The sequence below is a fragment of the Streptomyces sp. CA-243310 genome (assembly GCF_050936775.1).
Lineage (GTDB): Bacteria > Actinomycetota > Actinomycetes > Streptomycetales > Streptomycetaceae > Streptomyces.
In genome coordinates this window covers 36,136-54,276 of record NZ_JBNJMF010000004.1, presented here as the reverse complement: position 1 = coordinate 54,276, position 18,141 = coordinate 36,136, and the positions used below count along the sequence as shown (strand labels likewise).

Sequence of the window (18,141 nt, the reverse complement as noted above, 5' to 3'; positions counted from 1 at the left end):
GCGGGCCGCGCACGCCACGCATCAGGTTGTGCCGCCGGGGTGTTTCGTCCGGACCCTGGCTCGGAGCCGAGTCGGGTGGGCGATCATGAGTCAATGAGCATGGACTACTGGGTGGCGTTGTCGGATTCAGAGCGCGAACACTGGGGATTCGTTCCCGGAGAAATAGTCGGGCCGCTGAACTTCGGAATGACCGAACGGGCGGTATTCGACACCATGGCGGGGCGTGGTTTCACCGGTTCTCAGGACGAGGTGGAACGCTGGAACACGGCCCGAATGCAGTGGCGAATCACGTTCCACAAGGCCGAAGCGGATCGGTGGAATCGACCGGCAGTGAAGTGCTATTTCGTCGAAGGGGTGGGGCTGACCTGCGTCCTCCTCGACGGCCTGCGCGGACCGCAGGTCACGCACGAGGGCATCCCTCTCATCGGCCGCGTTCCGTCGGAACTCTCCCAGGATATAGAGGCTTACGCGACGCGAAAGAACATTGGAATCCGGTTCAACCATGCGAGCGACATCCTGTACGACGGCATGGACACGATGATCAACCGCGGTGCTCAGCGAGCCGGGGACACCGTTGTCACCTGGGCCGTTTTCTTCAATCTGGGCGAGATCGCCGGGACCTCGTGGGACATCTTGCCGGCGGATGTCTGGCACCACGGGTAGAGCGTTTCAAGGCCGGTTCACATGACCAAGCCGGCTCCCATCTTGCTGATCAGACGCGGATGAACGAATTGGCAGTTGGGGAATCGCTGAATCTGCCAGGCTGTGTGGGACATGTCGACCGAGGAGAGGGGCGCGGGCAGTGTTCGAATATGTTGGCAGGGTCGAGGATGGGTTGCCGGTATTGGATGTCCGGGCTCACGCCTGGCTGGCCGGCCCCCGTACCGCGGGCATCATCTACACGCACCAACTCACGATCGCGCTTCTTGATGACAGTGGTGCTCTGAGGGATGCCGACGCGGTTCTCACCCGCGCTCGCGCACTCGGCTGGGTGCCCACGGCGGAGTACGCCGGATGGGCCGCTCCGTGCCCCGGCTGGCAAGCCCGTTTGGTGGACGATCACTTGCTGGTGCGGCAGCCCGACGGGGCCGTCTGGTACGACGGGACCCTGCCCACCACCGAGGTGTGGCGCGAGGCTGCTCGGGAGGCCGGGCAGATCTACCACTTCACCGCGGCGACGGGGGACCTGGACTCGATCGGGGACCAGATCGCATCCGGCGACGCCCTGGCCGTGGTTTCCACACTGACCTGAACCGCTCGCGCGAGCCCACCGGCACGCCGTGGAGGGCTTCCGAGGGTGCCTGGGATCGGTCACCATGGAGGTCCGTCGGCGATCCGAGGTGGGGATGAGCGAGGGTGGGGACGTTCCGGAGGGGCAACCGGAGCAGGTCGGGCCCGCGCCGTGGCTGGCGCTGGCCTGTCTGGTCGGGCTGGTTCTGGCCTGCGTCGTGCTGACGAACTTCACCGCAGAGGTGCGGGCGGCGCTGTGGGGTAAGCCCGGGACCGTGACCGAAGCCGGTTGCCGGACGTACGACAACACCGTGGCCAATGCGGGAACGTCGACGTCCTGCTTGGGCGCGTTCACCCCGGACGACGGCGGCTCGTCGTTCGACGTGCCCGTCGAGGGCGACATCGATTCGCAACCGGTCCGCGCTTGGCTGGTGGACGGTACGTCCGGCACCGCGTACGTCTCACCGACGGTGTGGGCGGGGGTGCTCCCGGTGGGGCTGTCCCTAGTCCTGGCCGGTCTCCCGGTGGCGGTGACGGTGAAGCACGTGCGCCTCGTCCACGCACGGCGCCCTGGATAGCCTCTTCATGAGTTCCACCTGCCGGCCGGTCTCCCGAGAGCGGTGGTCAGGCACCGCTCTCGGGGTGGTGTCAAAGCTCTGTCCAGCCGCGGGGTTCGCGGTCTCCGGTGAGGGGTGTCCAGATCTTGGCGTGCGGGCCTTCGGCTTCGAGGTCGTCGAGGACGGTCGCTCCGAGCGGGACGGAGGTCCCGAGGCGGGTGACGAGATCGTGGTCGGCGGCCATGTGTCGCAGGTCGGTGATCCGGTTGGCGAGGGTGGGTCGGGTCGCTCCGGTGAGGACGAACAGGATGCGGGGGAAGCGGGGATAGAAGCGTTGCCAGGCGAGCATCGCCGAGCCTTGGTCGGCGACGGTGCCGCGCCTTGGCGGTTGGGGGGTGTAGTCGTGGAAGCGGGCGTAGGAGATGAGTTTGCGGGCCAGGCGTTCACTGCTCATGGTGGCCCGGTCGATCTCCACGAACGCCCGGTATTGGCGGCGGCGGGGGTGGGCGACGGTGTAGTGCAGGACGGCGTCGGCGATCAGTCGGTCCTCGCCGCCGGTGTCGGGGAGTCGGTGGGTGACCTCGGGCACCCAGTCCAGCGGCTCGTACTCGTCACCCCGGACGCGCGCGTCGGTCAGGAACGCGAGGTGGGCGCGGACACCGGTGAGGGTGTGCGCGGCGCGTAGACGTGCTGCGGCGGGGCTTTGGATGACGGTCGCGGAACGCCCGCGCAGCTCCGGCCAGTCCTGGACCGCCTGCGCGCCGGCGGGGGTCAGGAAGTAGGCGTGAAGGAAGCCGCTGCCGCCGAGCACGGTGCGGTCGATCAGCCCTTCCTCGCGCAGCGGGGCGAGTTCCTTGTGGATCTTTCGGGGTGGGGTGTTGGGGGTGAGCATCTGGTGGATCTGGTTGGTGGTCAACAGCCGGTGTTGGGCGATCAGGGCGAGGGCCCGGTGGGCGTGGGAGTCCTCGGTGGACGGCTGGGTCATCGCCTCGGTGGTCATGCGTACGGGTCTCCCTCTTTGGCGTTGCCGGCGGTGGGTTTGGCCTGCTTGGTGAGGAACTCGCGGACCTTGCCTTCTTGGGCGAGGGCGATGGCGGTCCGCTTGGACAGGGGGCGGGCGCCGGCGTTCTTGTGCGCGGCCTGGATGAGCGCGCCGACGTCCTTGGGGCGGGCGAGCTTCCCGAAGACCTCGGCGAGTTCGGGCCCGCGGATCAGCAGGGGCCCGATCCGCTTGCCGGCGACGGTGAAGGAGGCGTAGTGCCACCACCGGTCGAGGCCCGCGACGTCGCGGGGGGTGATGGTGCCGGGCCACTGGTCGGTGATTTCCGCGATGGCTTCGATCGAGCCGGCCGTCGTGGACAGACAAGAGGCGTTTTGCATCAGGGCGGTTCGGGTGGTGGGGCTGAGGCGGTGCAGGAGCTGCGTCATGCCGTGGAGGCGGCACCCGAATTTACGCAGCTGCTCGGTGATCTCCGCCAGGACACCGGAAGAGCCCTGGTCCAGTGAGATCAGCTCGTCGAGGTAGAAACGGAAGGAGCGACGTCGCTTCTCGGGGAGGTCGCGGCGAGACAGGCCGGCTCGCAGGAAGTCGTGGACGATCAGTGACACCAACAGCCTGTCGGTGGGCCCGGTCCCGGGCGGGCAGATCCACAACACGTGACCTTGGTCCATGGCGCGGCGCATGTCGTATCCGCTGAGCGGGCACCCCAGGAACGCCCGGACGACGGGGGAGGACCCCAACCGTTCCAGGGGGTTCAGGACGACCGACAGACCGTCCTTCGGGATATCGGGGAAGGTGGTCATCCACCACGACCGGGCTTCCGGTTCCAGCGCGGCGAGCACGAGATGACGAAACGCCGGATCGGTGAGCAGGGTACGGATCTGGAAGATGGTGGCCTGCCGGGTCTCGGCGCCGGCCGCGACGGCGGCGACATTGACCGACACCAGCGCCTCGACGGCCTTGGTCAGGATGGTGAGCGCGCGCGGTGCGCTCACGTCCCCCCAGCCCAGGGCGCTCGCGAACGCCTCGACCACCGCGGCGCTGACCTCGTGGGCGGGCTGCCGGCTGCTCATGTCGATCAGGTTCCAGCAGCCGAGCATGGCGTCGTCCCCGCGCACCGTCAGGTCGAAGAGCGCGACGCGGTCCATGACCGCGTCGTGCGCGAGATATCGGGCGACGTCGCCGAAGGAGTCGCCGTGCGGGTCGACGAACGCCAGACCGCGCCCGTTGTGCGCGCTCGCGACGGCCTGGACCTGCGCGCGCATCGTCTTGCCCCAACCGGCCTTGCCCGACTGGACCTCGAACAGGGTGTCGTCCTCCGGGGTGGCCAGGAGCCTCATTCGCCCGTCGGGCCCCCGATACCAACCCTGCGGAACCAGGTCCTTGCCCCTTTCGTAGGTCGGGATGTCGCCTTCCATCAACGCCACCCGCGCCGCCACGGTGGTCGGCTTCAGGAAGCCCGCCAACTCCTCGATGTGGGCCCACCCGCCCCGCGCCGGCCGCATCAGCGCGGTGGACCACCGCTGGTCGAAACGGTCCCGCCACGGCCACCGATCCGGGCCGATCCGCAGGGGCCCGAGCGACCAACCGAGCGAGGACAGACGCGAGGCACCCGCGTAGACGTCCATGGCCGCGCTGATCCGCGCCATGCGCTGCTCCGCACGCCCGTCCTTGTCCGAGGCACAGCGCACCATGATCTGTACCCGCACCAGACCGGGGCTGTGGGCGAGTTTGCCGAGCACTTCGTCGTGGTCGAGTCGTCGGGGCTGGGGTGAGATCACCATCTGTCCTCGGGGGGTGCCCCGCCACTCGGCCGGGTCGAACAGCTTGCCCAGGGCGACGGGGACACTGTCCCCGCCGGTGTTCTGGGTGACCCACCGCGCGTCCCGCCTCGCTTCACGCCGCGCCTTCTCGCGGGCGCGCTGCATGGTCTGGAGGCGGCGGGCGGCAAGGTGCCAGCGGGGTGCGGGGGAGAGGTCCACGCACACCTCGGCCATGTCGCCGAGTTCGGCGTTCAGGCCGGCGACGGCGTCGAGGAGCGGTTGCAACGGGTCGGGATCCAACGGGACCTCGCGCAGGCGGGATCCGGGCTCACCGTGCAAGGTGAGCACGGCCCGCACCACGTGGTCGCGCCGCTTGTCCGCGACCGGAGCACAGGCCTTGACGCGGACCCGCTCACCGTATGGCGTCTGCGTCAGCAGGTCGTGTGCGCTCGCCGGGGCCTCGATGCGGTAGGTCATGGGTCGGATGCCGTCGGCGCGCAACCGCAGGCGTAGCGTCCGGGCTCGACGGGGTGTCCACCACGGTCCCGAGCCGGCGGCGCGCGCGAGTTGCATGCCTTGGCGCCAGATCTGTTCGGGGCTCGGGTCGAAGTGCGGCGCGGGCGTCACCTCGAAATAGGTCCGCCGCGAGAGCGCTTCCGTGGCCAAGCGCCGTTGCACGGCCTCCCACCCGATCCACACGACGGCCGCGGCCAACGCGAGCCACCACGCGTTCGCCAACATCCAGTCGGCGAACGCCGCCAGGGCGTCGAGCAAAGCGGCGCCCGTGGTGAGTACGCCGGACGCCATCAGATGCGGTTCCATGATTCTCCGTTCTGGGTGTAGAGGACGGTCGCGGTGCGTCCATCGAGGAAGGTCCCGGCCGGATCGGCGCCAGCCCACACCAGCCGCACCACCGCCCGTGGGGGCGCCTTCTGCGGGGTCTGGTGCCTGCCGGTGGAGGTCCGCGGTGTCGGGGTGGTGTCGCGGCGGGCGGTGGCGGCCTGGATCCGCACGCGGGTGTACCGGGCGGTCTCGCCGAGCCACGCCGTACGCCCCAGGGTCAGCAGCCGCTGTTCGTCGCGGGCCGGGAGGTCCGGTGCGCTCGCCCGGTCGAGGGCGCGTTGGATGATCGGGTCCGCGGCCGGTCCCGAGTCGGGCGGCGGGAGCTCGCCCGGCGCCGACGCGGTGCCGGGCTGTGTCGGTCGGGCCGGCTCCGCTGGCGCTGAAGCGGCGTCCGCTGCCGGCTGCCCCGGGGCGCCGTGCCCGGTGGGTGATGGGCCCGCCACCGCATTGGGGCCTTCGGGCGGCGAAGCCGGCGGCGCGGGGGAGTTTGCGGCCGTCTCGATCCGGGGGCGGGGGCCTGGAGAGCCCGCAGAACGGTCCGTGGCGGGTGCCCGCAGTCCGAGGTGGAGGAGGAGGATTCCCGCGGTGGTGAGGATGGCGGCGGCCGCCAGGAGTCGGGCGCCGGTCCAGTGGGAGGTGTTCACAGGAGTCTCGTGCCGCCCGCGTAGTCGGGCATGGCGGTCACGGGGTCGATGCGGACGGGTTTCCCGGGGCGGGGCGCGTTGATCATCTTTCCGTCTCCGAGGTAGATGCCGACGTGATGGATGAGGGAGTCGGTTGTGGGGCTGTAGCCGTAGAAGATGAGGTCGCCGGGTCGCAGGGCGCTGATGCCGGCCGATGCCGGGATCCGACGGCCTGCGCCGGCTTGTTCGGCGGCGGTTCGGGGGAGGTTGATGCCGGCTTTCGCGAACGCGTACTGGGTCAGGCCCGAGCAGTCGAAGCCGGTCACGGTGCGGCCGTCCTGCCCGCCCGGTGAGCAGCAGATCCCTGTCGTCGCCCCTTCGGGCCCGCCCCCACCCCAGGAATAGGGCTGCCCTTGCTGGGCCAGGGCGGCTTGGATGACGGTGCCGATGCTGCCCGAGGGCATGGCCGGGACTTTGCCCAGGGAGTCGTAGCGGTCGATGCCGGCCATGACGTCGTCGACGTACGCCCATGACAGGTTGTAGGTGTGGATGGCCGCCCGAAGCTGCTCGCGGTCGGTCAGGTCGCGGCCTTTCCCGCACAGGTAGACGGCGGCGGACAGGGCGGCGTCGTCGGCGTTGTGCGGGTTGACGACCTTGTCGCCGTTGCCGTCCTTCCCATACGCGCGGAAGGTTTCGGGCAGGAACTGGAAGGGACCGACCGCTCGTTCGTACTGGTCGTCGCCGTCCCACAGTCCCCCGTCGGTGTCGGTGATGGCGGTGGTGTTCCCGCCGGCTCCGGATCCGTCCAGGCGGGGGCCGATGATGGGCGGGGTGATGTCCCCGCTCGTCCCGACCGCGTGACCGGCGGCGTGGTCGGACTCGATTCGGGCGATCCCGGCCAGGACCTGCCACCGCATCCCCTTGCACCCGGACACGTGCGCGGTGACCCCGGCCGCGCCGGTGAGGTAGGCGGCCATCATCCGTTCCGGGACCCCGGCCTCCGCCGCGCTCACCCCTGCGGTCACCGACCCTGCGCCCGACTGGCTCGCTGCCACCGACATGAACACGCTGGCAGTGCAGCCCACGGCCGCCGACACGAGCACGAGGCCCAAGCATCCGAGCTTCTTCCAGGCCTTCACTGGTCACCGCCGTCCGTGCGGTCGGCTTCGCGGCGACGTCGAGCGGCGTCGGCCTGTTCCTGGAACCGGCGGCGCAACCGGTCGGCGTTCTCGCTGCCCGTGTTGTCGGCCCGGGATTCGGGCGCGGGGTACGGCGTGGGTCGTGCGTCGCCGGCGGGTGCGGGGGTGTACGGGGACGGGGTGGTGGGTCTCGGGCGGATCGGTTCGGGACGCGGTGTCGCCTCCGTCATGAAACTGCCCGACGTCGCAGGGGCCGCAGGTGCGGGGCGCGGGCTGGGCGTGGTGCGCGGGGTCGGCGTGGACAGGGGTGTCGAGGGGATGCGGGTGGCGAGGTCGGGCCCGGAGGTGGGGCGGATCCGTGAGGGCGCGGGCATGCTGCCGCTGTCCCCGTCGGGGGGTGTGTCGAGGCGGGTGATGCCGGCGCGGGGGCGGGGGGCCGCTTCGGGGGCGGCGGGGGTGGAGGTGTAGATGGCGGCGCTGATCGCTGTGTCGCGGATGCCTCTGTGGGCCAGCTGGCCGGCCTCGTGGGTGCCGTCGATCAGGGGCTGCCAGGATGCGGAGTCCTCCCGTAGCCGGTGGTGGGCGACGTCGAGTTGCTGGCGGACGTCGGTGGTGAACTCGGATTTGGCGGAGTTCGCGCGGCGCAGGGTGTCGGGCAGTCCCATGGTCGCGCCGTATCCGACGCGTGCGGTGCGGGCGGCGATCCGATACCCGCGCAGTCGTGAGGCACGGGCGTGGATCCGGGACCCCAACAGCGGCCGGTCCGTCGCCGGGTCGTGCAGGATCTGCCCCGTCTCCTCGTCGACCACCATCTCGCCCCGGGCACCCTGGGCGCCGGTCGGGCCGTTGCCGGCGACGGAGGACAGGACCGTGCCGGCCGGGTGACGGGCAGTCGGTTTGGGGCCGATGAGCGCGGTGTGGGCGCCGCGTAGGAGCATCGCGACGGGTGCGAAGCCGCGGCGGCCTTCGGCGAGTGCGTCGCCGAGCAGCCGGCCGGGTGACATCGGGGTGCCGGCGCCGTCGGCCATCGCGGCGAGCGAGCCGATCGACCCCCGCAGCCCCAACCCGAGGCCGGTGCCGCTGCTTGAGCGGTCGGCGCCGTGTAGGCCGATGGCGGCGCCGATTTCGGAGTTGTCGCCGCTCAGGTGGCTGCCGCCGACCTTCCGGTAGCGCATCCGGGTGGCGAGGCGTTGCCCGAAGCCGGCCGTGGCGGCGAGGATCCGGCGGTGCATGATCAGGAACGCGATGGCGATGGCGTCCACGAGTAGAAGTCGTTCGACCATGACGTCGGGTCCGCTGTCGGCGAGGATCGCGTCCACGGCGATACCGAACATGGGCAACGCCATCGAGGCGACGAAGGTGACCATGGCGGAGACGATGAACACGCCGATCCAGCGCCACAGCAGCATGCGGGAGGGTCCCGGGAGCATCGACCACACCCATGCGATGGGTGCGGCCGCGGCCGCAGCCGCGTCGGCGCCCTGGGCGCCGAGCAACACCACCGACATCGACAGGACCATCAACGTCACCACGATCACCGCGATGAGGAGCGCGACGACCGACCACACGCGTTCCCACGTGGCCGTTTGTGCGAACTCGGCGCACTGTTTGCCGATGTCGCCGGCGGCTTTCAGGTTGGTGATGTGCTGCTCGAAGGAGACACCTGGACGGGGGCCGTTGCCGTTCTCGCAGAAGGGCTTGGCCTGCTCGTGCAGCTTGGCGCAGGGGTCTTGGTTGGCCAGGCAGTACTTCAGAGCCGAGGACCCGTCCGGCAGGAGCCTGCAATCCTCGGGAACGTCCTCCTTGTCCTTGTCCTTGGCGGGGTCTGGAGTGGGAGGGAAGTCGGTGTTATTGCGTTCGCAGTTGTCTTTGATCGGCCCAAAGGTGCCTTCGCACGTGTCGCGGGCCTCGTCGGTGATCGGCGCCTCGCCAGGCTTCCGGCGGGTCTCGTGGTTGCCGTTGACCCACTTCATGTGGGCCGCGTATGCCGGCTTGTCGTTGACGTTCTTCGGGTCGAGGACGCGTCCGTATTGCAGGAGCATGTAGGGCTTGACGATCAGAGCGTCGGTGAGTGCGGCTTGAATCGCTCCGGTGGTCGTCTTGGGGTCGGAGCGGACTCGGTCGCGTTCCTTCAGGCAGCCCGGGTTCGGTTGGCCGGTTCCGGTCGCGCAGGAGTCGGGGCCGCCGAAGTAGGAGGTGGTGGTGATGGCGGCGACCTCGATGGCGGCGCGCTGGGTCTGGGCGACCGGGCCGTCTTTGCCGAGCAGGTGGTCGGGTCGGACGAACGCGCTGGCGGCGAACGCGACGATGAACAGGGTCAGCATGATCTCGCCGAGTCCGGTGCCGACCTTGCCCCGGACGAACAGGATCAGCCCGAACGCGAAAGCCCAGGCGAGAAAGAGGCCCTGGACACCGAGGGGGACGACCACGTGGCGCGCGTAGGCGTCGGCGAGCTTCTGCGCGGGGTCCGTCAGAAGGGTCGTGATAGGGAACTTGAAGACGAAGCCGACGAGCCAGCACGCCAGGCCCACAAGTAGCCGGACCAGGGTGAACAGGCCTCCCATCACCATCCGTTGCAGTTCACCGACCACGTCATAGGGCACGCCGCTTTCCATCGTGACTTGCGCCGGGGTCTTCCCCACGTTCGGCGAGATGCTCTCCAGCTGGTAGCCGCTGAGCGGGGCGCCCTCGCTGCTGTAGATGTCCAGGGGAGCCAGAAGACCCCCGCCAGACGTCGCACCGTCCGCTGCCATCGCCACCGAGGTGTTCGTGATCAGAAAGACGACCGTGAGGAGTGCGACGAACCCGGCGGCGCGCAGGGTGCCCTGGTCGACGCGGTTCGTCCACCGGCGTATCCCGGACGCCGCCCACCACATCGCGGGCGCGGTGTCGGCGTTCACAGGGTCCTCCGGCTGGCTGCCGGCGGTGTCTTGCGGCCGGGGGTGGTGTAGATGGCGTCCTTGATGCGGGGGACGCCGGGGACGATGACCTTGATACGGCCGATCTGCATGCGCGGGTCGCGCAGCAGCATTTCCCCTTCGCGGCCGACCTGGCCGACGGGGGACAGGCCGGTGGTCACCAGTCGGATCAGGTCCTCGTCCTCGCCGTCGAGCCCCAGGAACTTCAGGCCGCGGGCGGCGCGGGCGCTGTCGGTGGTGCGGGAGAGGTACCGGTAGGCGATCAGGCCGGCGTCCTTGCCGAGTTCCTGTTCGTCGTGGGCGCCCATGAGGACGCCGGCGCCGTGCTTGCGGCCGTCGTGGAGGATCTCGTGGACCAGGGCGGCGCCCTCGGCGGAAGAGGTCAGCCAGTACACCTCGTCGAGAGTGACCAGACAGAACCGGTCGGGCTCGGTGAACGCCGCTTGGCGCGCGATGGCCGCGATCAGATACAAGACGGCCCGGCCGATCAGGGCCTCCAGCGGCTGCTGACGCAGAATCTCGGCGTTGGCGAAGGCCTCCTTCGGGGGCAGGGTCAGGCCGGCGGTGGTGACCACCACCATGTCCGCGCCCATGTCCCCGTCCAGCGTCACCGGCGGCAGATCCGGGTCGAAGACCATCGCCGCCAACGGGTTTCCGCGGACGATCCGCAGTAGGTCTGCCATGGTCGCGGCGGCGTCCGCGCGACTGCTCCCGCCGGTCTTCGCGAGGGCCGCCAAGACGTCGAGGACCTTGCCCATGGACGGGTCGGGGCCCCCGGACACCTCCTCGACGGCGTGGTGCAGCACGGCGCCGGCGGCCGTCATCGCGCCGACCCCGAGTTGCAGGGTCAGGTACGAGAGGGCGTAGTGCGCGCCGATGGCGCCGCCGAAAACGCGCAGGGGGTCGATGGAGATGTGGGCCTGGGCGGCGTCGATGATCTGGCAGCGCTCGCCCATGGACGAGCGGGCGAAGGTGGCCCATTCGCGGATCGGGGTGCGGTCGATGACGATGGCGCGCCCGCCGCGGTCCACCACCCCGGCGGTGACCTGCTTCGCCAACACACTCTTGCCGCCACCGAGGTCGCCGCATACCGCGCTGGACGCGGATGCGTTGACCTGCGGTGCGTCGGCCGGGTTGATCAGGACGGGGCGGATCGTGCCGCTGTCGAGATCGTGGCCGATCATGATCCCCGTCGGATCGCCCACCCGCGACAGCGTCAAGGCACCGGCGGCGGCCCAGTCCTCGGACAGTTGATGCTGGGTGAACTGCGAGAGTTGCGCGGCCCGTGCCGTCCCCGGCAGGGACAGGGTGAACAGGTCTTCTTGCATGCCGTAGGGGCGGACCACCCGGTAGTCGCCTCCCGACAGGGCCGCGGAGAGTTCACGGGCTCGTGCGTCGCAGGTGGCGGCGTCGCCGGCCCACACGGTGAGCACGGTGACCGACTGGACCTCGACCTCCACGGACGTGCGGGCCATGCGGGCGTCTTCCTCGGCGAGGTCCCCGGCCGCGTCCGGCAGTGAGTGCGGCATCCCGGTGGGCTGCGCCCCGTACTGGTCTGCCTGGTCGAGCAACTCGCGCTTCTTGCGCTGCACCTGCGCACGCGCCTTCTTCGAGGGCACCACCCGCAGATCCACCGTGACGTCGATCGGGAACGGCAACCCCTCCAACTGCGCCAAGACGTCGGCAGCCTCCACCGACACTGCGGGCGGCAGCTCCGCCAACACCAGATGGGACTGGTAGCCGGTGCCGGCCTCGGACTCGACCTGAAGCCACCGACGCCCCAAAGGCGAAGACGTCGCCGCGGAACGCCACCACGGCCGCTTGTTGCCGGTTGCGCTGGTCGCCTTCTCGTTGCGGACCTCCTGTCCTCCCTCGGCGACACGGATGTCGCCGAGGTCGGTGTACGAGGGGGACTGGAGCCGGCCCGCGTGGACACGGCTCCCGTACAGCGGGCTGTGTTCGGCGTCGGACAGGAGCGGTTCCTGTGACAGGCCGCGGTGTAAGGCGTGCTGGAGCATCCACACGATCTCGGCCGGGGACGCCGGACGCAGTCCGAGACCGCCCCCGAGTGAGGATTGGATGCGGTCGGCGTCCTCGAACGCGGCGGTGACGTCGGCCTCGGGGACAGGGATCGGCGCGAGGTTCAGGTTCGCGGAGAGTTCGGAGTAGAGGGCGGTCAGGGACGCGGTCGCGGTCGAGCCGTTCGAGGCGACGGGCACGGCGAGCCACAGGGTGCGTTCGTGCATCTCGCGATCGGCGAGGAGATCGACGGCGGCCGCGCACGTCTCGGCCCACTCCGGAAGCCGGCGCCAATCCACGTCCGCCACCATGCGCTCCGCGACCTCGCCGGGGTCGGTACGGGCCGCGAGAACGAACAACCGCGGGTCCATGCCCGGCATCGACCGCACCAGGGACGTGACCCGCCCCAACAACTCTTGGTGCACGCGGGTGGGCAGGTAGCCCCCGGGGAGCGGGGTGACCTTCCATATCGCCCACACCCGGCCCGTGGTGGACCACAGCAGATGACCGGCCACGTGCCGAAACGGAGTCTTGATCACGCCGCGCTCCTCTCGGCCTGCTCGGCGTCGGCCAGCAGCCGCGCGAGACCCGAACCACTCGCCGCACGCGGGACCGGCTTCAGCGCGCCGACCCGCGCACCGGCCACCCCGGGGACCGGCTCCGTCGCGGGCACGGCGGCCGCGGCCGCGAGGGCGGGGGCGCACTGGATGACGAACCGGGCCCGCATAACGCTGGGCGCCTTCTCGCGGGCGACCCGCCCGCCGATCCGGCCGGCGGGGTGACGCACGAACAGAGAGAGGGCGCCGAACGCGGCGGTGAACGGGTTCTGACCGGCGATCTGCGCACCGCGCACCGCCCAAATGGCCCCCACCCACAGCCCGACCGGGATCGGTCCGGCCCACGACCACCAGTCATAGCCCTTGATCAGGGCGAAAGCGCCGCCCCCGATCACGACCAACTGCGCCGGCGTGTAGGGCCCGAACCAGATCGTCCAGTCCCCGAGCTTGCCCAGCACCCACGGGTGTCGGCGTGCGCTCGTGTAGTTGCGGGCGACGCCCGGGCGCCCCGACTTGCTCACAGCACACCGCCGCTCGACCCGCCGGGCGGCGAGACGACCACGGTGACCGGCCCGGCGCTCTTGGACGGGTTCTTGATCTCGTCGGTGACCTTCCCCGACAGATCGTTCTGGGAGGCGTAGATGGCGAGGGCGAGAACCATCGCGATCAGTGCGCCGATGGCGGCTTTCATGGACATCTTGCGGGCGATGGTGATCAGCACGATCACGGCCAGAGCGACCTTGATCCCGTCGTCCGTCCACCCGGCCAGAGTGCCGATGAACGAATCGCCGAGATCCTTGAACGCGCCTGCCAGCATCACGGAGGTGTTCATCGGGCACCGCCCGAAACCGTCGCGGCGGAGGGCGACGCCGAGACCGTGGGCGAGCCGGTCGGGGCGCTGTTGCCCGTTTCCAGGGTGCTGACCTCCCAGCGGCCGGCGCGCGCGGTCACCTCCACCCGATACAGCAGCGGCCACCGCGTACCGGCCCGGTCCTCACCGACCACCCGCGCGCGCACCCGGGCCCGCGTGCCGTCGACGGGGGCCGCGTCACCGGCGGTCTGCTCGGCGTCGGCGGCCACCTCCTCGATGTCGACCTTCGTATAGGCGCTTGCACCCGGCGGGATCACTCGCACGCCGGGGGAGAGGTAGCGGTCGAGGCCCGCGCTCTGTCCGCCGGAGAGGTAGGCGCGGACGAACTCACCGAGCGTTGTGGCGAGCGCCCCGTCGGCGGCGACGGTGTGCGTGAACCGGGAAGCGGTCGCCTTGCCAGCCTCGGGCGCGGCGACTTCCGCCGGCGATCCCTCGATCGCGTACGGGCCGCCGTTCTCGCCGCCCGTCCCCGACACCGCGAAGTACCGCGCCGCGGGGTCGGAGACGGCCGTCGAGCCGGCGGGGGCCGGTTCGGTTCGGTCGGTGACGGCCGCTACCACCACGGTCCACGCCCCACCCGGGGCGAGTGTCGTGCGCAGGGCCACCACCCGGGAACCTGCGGGCTTCTCCTTCTGCTCGCCGGTCCGCTTGGGAAGTTCGGCTTCGGGGGCCATGGCGCGCACGGCGGACCCGATGGCGTTGTCGGGGGTGGCGGCGTCGGCGCGAAGCCAGAGGTCGACGAACATCGCGGCCGCTCCGGCCGGGTCGGCGGCCGGTCGGGCGGTGTCCTGGACGCTGGGCGCGGGTGCGGCCTGGGCGGCGGTGGTGCGGGGGGTGAGGAAGGCGACGGCCAGGGCGAGGGGGCCGGCCGCGAGTGCGGTCCACACTCCGATTCGGATCAGGTTCGGGCCGCGAGAGACGGGGCCCGCGGCCGGGACGGTCTCCGGTCGCGTGGTCCGCAACGGGGTCGAGGCGGTCCGGCGGATGCGCCGTGAGGGGCGGGGTGGGCGAGTGGTCGGGCTGGTCATCGTGGTGCCTCCGGGGGAGTGGGATTCGCTCTGCCCCAGGCAACGGCCCCGACCTCACCGGTTCGCTCACCACGGCAAGCCCTTCGGTGTCACGAGGAGACAACTCCTTGGCGCGGTGAGTCACCGGTGACTCACCACGACACCGGTGAAACTCCCCATCGCAGGTCACAGGCCCGCACGCGGCGAACTCACCGGCTCGTGAACAGAACGCCGGTGAAAGTCACCGGCTCACTCACCGGCCCGGCGGCCGTTGCCCCGTGCAGTCACCGCCCCAAGTCACCGGCTCCAAACGACGGGGCGGTGAGTCACCGAACGACTCACCGGCCCGACCCGCGCGCGGATCGTGCGTCGTTTCGGCCGTATGGAGGCGCCTGCCATGCCGGCGTCGCGCACGGCATCCACAGTGATCTTGGAAGGGGGCGACAGACGACCGCTGAGGAGACAGTCGGGTGACGTTGCGACCGCCGGTACAGCCGATGCTCGCGCAGGCCGCGGAGTCGGTGCCGGGCCCCGGCGTGCTCGGACCGCCGGCCTTCGAGCAGAAGTTCGACGGATTCCGGGCGCTGTTGTTCACCCCGGCCGGGCCCGGCGGGCGGGTGCTGGTGCAGTCCCGGCGCGGCGCCCTGATCCAGGACCGATTTCCCGACCTCGTCGCGGCCGCCGAACAGCAACTGCCCGACGGCCTGGTCCTCGACGGCGAACTACTCGTCTGGGACCCCGAGGAGGGCCGGCTGTCCTTCGAGGCCCTGCAACGCCGCGCCGCCGTCCGCGGCCGCAACGCCCCGACCCTGGCGGCCCGCTGGCCCGCCTACTTCGTCGCCTTCGACATCCTCCAGACGGGCGGCGAAGAGACCGTCAACCGTCCCTACGTCGAGCGGCGCGCACTGCTGGAGGACCTCTTCGCCGACCACGGGCTCTCGGCGCCGTGGACGCTGTGCCCCATGACGACCGACCTGGCCACCGCCCGGGAATGGCTGGAGTCCTGGACCGACGTCAGCGGCGTCGAGGGCCTGGTCGTCAAAGGCATGAACCAGCGCTACACCCAAGCCGCCAGAGCCTGGTACAAGATCCGCCGAAGAGACACCACCGAAGCCGTCATCGGCGCCGTGACCGGAACTCTCGCCCGCCCGCAGCTCCTCGTCCTCGGCCGCCACGACCTGGCAGGCCGGCTGCGCGCGGTCGGCCGCACGGTGCCCCTGCGCCCGGACGCGTCCCGCCTGGTCGGCGAACACCTGGCCGCGGCCGCACCCGGACACCCGTGGACGGGGGTTGGCTTCGCCTCCGCGTGGGGGTCCCGGGACGTGCTGGACGCGATCCTCGTCCGCCCGGACCTGGTGGCGGAGGTCAGCGCTGATCGGGCCATCGACCGCGGCGGCGTCTTCCGCCACCCCCTGCGATTCAAACGGCTGCGCACGGACGTCACGGTGGAGGACGTCCCCCGGTTCGGCGTCGGACCGAACACCGCCGCGGGGTGAGGCCCACCGACGCTGAGATTCCTCACAGCCCGTCTCGATGTCAGACCCGCCGCTTAGAGTCCTGGCTGATGGGGTCGGTCCCGGGGCAACCAGCACCAAAACACGGCGCTTCCCTGGTCTGCTCGGGGGTGGTCACGGCCCAACCGGCGTCCAGGCTCTGACGAGGGCCACGAGTGCAGCCCGCCAGCCCGGCCCCATCCACTCGAACCGAGGAGAAGAGCCCCGCCGCACGGGGGTTGCGGCGGGGCTCGGGTGGCCAGTGCGGTTGGGTGGGAGGCACTGGTACCCCTCCAGGACGGCACACGCTACGCCCATGGTGGCCTGAATGGCACCCCCCGTGTATGGCCGAATTCGGATGCCGGTAGGCGGTCGGTCCCGCTCGTCTTCAACGCCAACACCAAGGTCCCCGCTCCTCTGACGGTCGGCTTGGTCACGCCGGCTTGCAGCGCCCATGGGATCAGGCTGTCCCAAGTGGTGGCAGGCAGGGTCATGTGCCACGCCCGAAGCGTGCGAACGCAACGAGATACGCGAGTTCCAGAACCTGCGCGAGGGTGAGAGCCGCAGTGAGGTGGCAGGCGGTGCGGTGCGCCGAGCGAGAAACGTGCCGTCGGCCGCATCCGCTACGCCACCCACCGTTGGGGCGCCCTGGGGGAACCACGCGGCCCCCTGCATCAGACACACAGGGGGCCGGGTGCGCAGGGGATCCGCGATGGTCAGCGGGCGGGTCTGGCGGAGAGATCTGAGATCAGATGGCCCCGTCGTTCCTGACGTCAGTGATGAAGGAGGTCCAGGCGGTGACCGGGAAGCGCAGTACCGGCCCGCGCCCGCAGGCCTTGGAGTCGCGGACGTACAGGGCTCCCGGGGTGGGTGCCACCTCCAGACACTGGCCGCTGTCGCCGCTGCTGTGACTGGACTTGTACCAGCCGAGTGAAGCCGTGGCGGCCTCGGTGCCTTCGCGCTGGTGGCTGGTGCTCACGTGCGGGTTCCTTTCAGGTAGGTGGTGATGACGTCCCGGGACGCGTCCTCGGCGTACGCCGCGTCCTCGATCCGGTCGTACATGGCTTCGAACACGGCGACTTCCGCCGGGTCCTCCAGCGTGCTGCCGCCGCGGTTGTGGTCCACGGAGACGACGGGGTTCCACGGGTGCCCGAACGTGAGCAGGGTGAAGTTCCCGCCGGTGCCGGGGTGCGGAAGAGCGGTGAGGGGCACGACGCGGATACTGATGTGAGGAGCCTCGGAAGCGTCGAGCAGGCGGGTCAGTTGGTCGCGCAGGACGGAGGGTCCGGAAACGAATCGCTGGTGGAAGGCCGCTTCGGGGACGAGAGCGGAGTAGTGCACGGGCTTTCCCGGCCGGCTGAACACCTCTTGGCGGGCCATGCGCGCGGCCACCAGTCGCTCGGACATCTCAAGAGACATGGGCGTCACCGACGTCGCGGCGATCTCGCGGGCGTAGGCCGGGGTCTGGAGTAGGCCGCCGACCAGACCGGCGTGCCAGATGCGGATGGTCTCGGCCTCGGACTCAAGGGTGATGAAGTCGATGTACTCCTGCGTCATCAGTCCCCGGTAGGGCATCCACCATCCGATGTCCGGGGGCTCTTCGGCGACGCGGGCGATCTCCGCGAGCGCGGCTTCGTCGTCCACCCCGTACACCTTGCCCAACGCGCGGACCTCGTCGCCGCTGACCCGTTGCAGTCCGCGTTCGGTGCGGCTCATCCGGGCGTTGTCCCAGCCCATCGCCTTCGCCGCGTCGCCCGTCTTCATGTCCACGGCCTCGCGATAGCGGCGCAGTTGAGCGCCGACGCGCCGTCTCTTCACGGTCGGTGTCGCACGTGTCTGCGTCATGGGCGCAGTGTGGCACGGCGTTGGCGCGTGGCGATACGTCATTGGCGTAACCCGGTTCGCCATTGGTGCAGGCCGACGTGTCGGCGTTCCAACTCGTCATATGCGCACGGTAGTTCGCATCTTTTGAGATCTCCTCCAACATATTGCGCTGTGACCGTCAAAACGAGCATGCTAGCTCCCGGAGGACGACGTGACTGTGCGTCAAGTCGCGATTACTTCGCGATGCCCCGCCATGCCCTCCCGAGGACGACTTGCCTTCTCGCCCCCTGCCGGGGC

The 18,141-nt window shown here is 70.4% G+C and carries 15 protein-coding genes; 4 read left to right on the top strand and 11 right to left on the bottom strand.

The features are described 5' to 3' along the window. The first annotated feature begins 93 nt into the window (after positions 1-93). The 3 genes from ACQEVM_RS37620 to ACQEVM_RS37610 all read left to right on the top strand — a co-directional run bounded on the left by ACQEVM_RS37620 (position 94) and on the right by ACQEVM_RS37610 (position 1,808). Complete coding sequence (locus tag ACQEVM_RS37620) at positions 94-663, top strand: hypothetical protein (protein WP_433087090.1); 570 nt, start codon at positions 94-96, stop codon at positions 661-663. A gap of 388 nt (positions 664-1,051) precedes the next feature. Then, a complete protein-coding gene (locus ACQEVM_RS37615; RefSeq protein WP_433087088.1) occupies positions 1,052-1,252 on the top strand; it encodes a hypothetical protein in 201 nt (66 codons plus the stop codon). A 94-nt stretch (positions 1,253-1,346) separates the two neighbouring features. Beyond that, positions 1,347-1,808 carry a hypothetical protein gene (locus ACQEVM_RS37610; RefSeq protein ID WP_433087086.1) on the top strand — a complete coding sequence of 154 codons (462 nt, stop codon included), beginning with the start codon at positions 1,347-1,349 and terminating at the stop codon, positions 1,806-1,808. 70 nt (positions 1,809-1,878) lie between these two features. On the opposite strand, the gene ACQEVM_RS37605 is transcribed toward ACQEVM_RS37610, so the two are convergent. The 9 genes from ACQEVM_RS37605 to ACQEVM_RS37565 all read right to left on the bottom strand — a co-directional run bounded on the left by ACQEVM_RS37605 (position 1,879) and on the right by ACQEVM_RS37565 (position 14,407). Continuing rightward, positions 1,879-2,787, bottom strand: a complete 909-nt coding sequence (locus ACQEVM_RS37605; protein ID WP_433087084.1) for a replication-relaxation family protein — start codon at positions 2,785-2,787, stop codon at positions 1,879-1,881. Continuing rightward, positions 2,784-5,372 (bottom strand): ATP/GTP-binding protein, encoded by a 2,589-nt coding sequence (locus ACQEVM_RS37600; RefSeq protein ID WP_433087082.1) that lies wholly within the window; start codon positions 5,370-5,372, stop codon positions 2,784-2,786. Before ACQEVM_RS37600 ends, ACQEVM_RS37605 begins: the two co-directional genes overlap by 4 nt. Continuing rightward, the gene (locus tag ACQEVM_RS37595; RefSeq protein ID WP_433087080.1) at positions 5,357-5,836 is read right to left on the bottom strand and encodes a hypothetical protein; all 480 of its coding nucleotides are present in this window, start codon (positions 5,834-5,836) and stop codon (positions 5,357-5,359) included. The genes ACQEVM_RS37600 and ACQEVM_RS37595 overlap by 16 nt, the downstream gene beginning before the upstream one ends. Positions 5,837-6,033: 197 nt before the next feature. Then, entirely contained in the window at positions 6,034-7,119 is a 1,086-nt protein-coding gene (locus ACQEVM_RS37590) for an NlpC/P60 family protein (RefSeq protein ID WP_433087165.1), read from the bottom strand. Positions 7,120-7,151: 32 nt separating this feature from the next. Further along, on the bottom strand, positions 7,152-10,055 hold the full coding sequence (locus ACQEVM_RS37585) for a hypothetical protein (protein ID WP_433087078.1): 2,904 nt from the start codon (positions 10,053-10,055) through the stop codon (positions 7,152-7,154). Continuing rightward, positions 10,052-12,631 carry an ATP-binding protein gene (locus ACQEVM_RS37580; protein ID WP_433087076.1) on the bottom strand — a complete coding sequence of 860 codons (2,580 nt, stop codon included), beginning with the start codon at positions 12,629-12,631 and terminating at the stop codon, positions 10,052-10,054. The genes ACQEVM_RS37585 and ACQEVM_RS37580 overlap by 4 nt, the downstream gene beginning before the upstream one ends. Then, the gene (locus tag ACQEVM_RS37575) at positions 12,628-13,170 is read right to left on the bottom strand and encodes a hypothetical protein (RefSeq protein WP_433087074.1); all 543 of its coding nucleotides are present in this window, start codon (positions 13,168-13,170) and stop codon (positions 12,628-12,630) included. The genes ACQEVM_RS37580 and ACQEVM_RS37575 overlap by 4 nt, the downstream gene beginning before the upstream one ends. Continuing rightward, positions 13,167-13,481 carry a hypothetical protein gene (locus ACQEVM_RS37570; protein WP_433087072.1) on the bottom strand — a complete coding sequence of 105 codons (315 nt, stop codon included), beginning with the start codon at positions 13,479-13,481 and terminating at the stop codon, positions 13,167-13,169. Before ACQEVM_RS37570 ends, ACQEVM_RS37575 begins: the two co-directional genes overlap by 4 nt. Continuing rightward, positions 13,478-14,407, bottom strand: a complete 930-nt coding sequence (locus ACQEVM_RS37565; RefSeq protein ID WP_433087068.1) for a hypothetical protein — start codon at positions 14,405-14,407, stop codon at positions 13,478-13,480. Before ACQEVM_RS37565 ends, ACQEVM_RS37570 begins: the two co-directional genes overlap by 4 nt. Positions 14,408-14,997: 590 nt before the next feature. Here ACQEVM_RS37565 and ACQEVM_RS37560 point away from each other — a divergent pair. Continuing rightward, on the top strand, positions 14,998-16,023 hold the full coding sequence (locus ACQEVM_RS37560; protein WP_433087066.1) for an ATP-dependent DNA ligase: 1,026 nt from the start codon (positions 14,998-15,000) through the stop codon (positions 16,021-16,023). A gap of 745 nt (positions 16,024-16,768) precedes the next feature. On the opposite strand, the gene ACQEVM_RS37555 is transcribed toward ACQEVM_RS37560, so the two are convergent. Beyond that, on the bottom strand, positions 16,769-16,999 hold the full coding sequence (locus ACQEVM_RS37555; RefSeq protein ID WP_433087064.1) for a DUF397 domain-containing protein: 231 nt from the start codon (positions 16,997-16,999) through the stop codon (positions 16,769-16,771). Beyond that, a complete protein-coding gene (locus tag ACQEVM_RS37550; RefSeq protein ID WP_433087062.1) occupies positions 16,996-17,865 on the bottom strand; it encodes a helix-turn-helix domain-containing protein in 870 nt (289 codons plus the stop codon). The genes ACQEVM_RS37555 and ACQEVM_RS37550 overlap by 4 nt, the downstream gene beginning before the upstream one ends. Positions 17,866-18,141: the final 276 nt, after the last annotated feature.